General features: G+C 64.8%; 1 protein-coding gene. It reads left to right on the forward strand.

The genetic code is table 11. The annotated features are described in order from the left end of the window. Window positions 1-755 (forward strand): Ig-like domain-containing protein (locus U4Y91_RS36550; RefSeq protein WP_321809122.1); only part of this gene is annotated, 755 nt, incomplete at both ends.

A 755-nucleotide genomic window follows, 5' to 3' on the forward strand; every position in this document is an offset into this window, starting at 1 on the left:
CGACGGCGGTCACACCTGGAACACCAGTTTCAGCGCCGTCGAAGGCCTGAATGATGTGCAGGTCCGGCAGACCGATATCGCCGGCAACACCTCCAACCCGACGTCGTTCAGCTTCACGCTCGACACGTCGGCGGCCGCACCGGGCGTGGCGCTCGCCACCGATTCGGGCAGCAGTGCGTCCGATCACGTCACCAACGTCGGCACGTTGAACCTCACCGGCGTCGAAACCGGCGCGACCGTCGAATACTCGATCGACGGCGGTCATACCTGGAACACCAGCTTCGGCGCCGTCGAAGGCCTGAACGACGTGCAGGTCCGGCAAACCGACATCGCCGGCAACACATCCAACCCGACGTCGTTCAGCTTTACGCTCGATACGTCGGCCGCCGCCCCCGGTGTCGCCCTGACCACCGATTCTGGCAGCAGTGCGTCCGACCACGTCACCAACGTCGGCACGTTGAACCTGACCGGTGTCGAGACCGGCGCCACTGCCGAATACTCGATCGACGGCGGTCATACGTGGAGCACCAGTTTCAGCGCCGTCGAAGGCCTGAACGACGTGCAGGTCCGGCAGACTGATATCGCCGGCAACACGTCGTCGGCAACGTCGTTCAGCTTCACGCTCGACACGTCGGCTGCCGCCCCCGGTGTCGCCCTGACCACCGATTCGGGCAACAGTGCCTCCGACCACGTCACCAACATCGGCACGCTGAACCTCACCGGTGTCGAGACCGGCGCGACCGTCGAATATTCGA

This window comes from Burkholderia sp. BCC1993 (assembly GCF_905339865.1).
Taxonomy (GTDB): domain Bacteria; phylum Pseudomonadota; class Gammaproteobacteria; order Burkholderiales; family Burkholderiaceae; genus Burkholderia.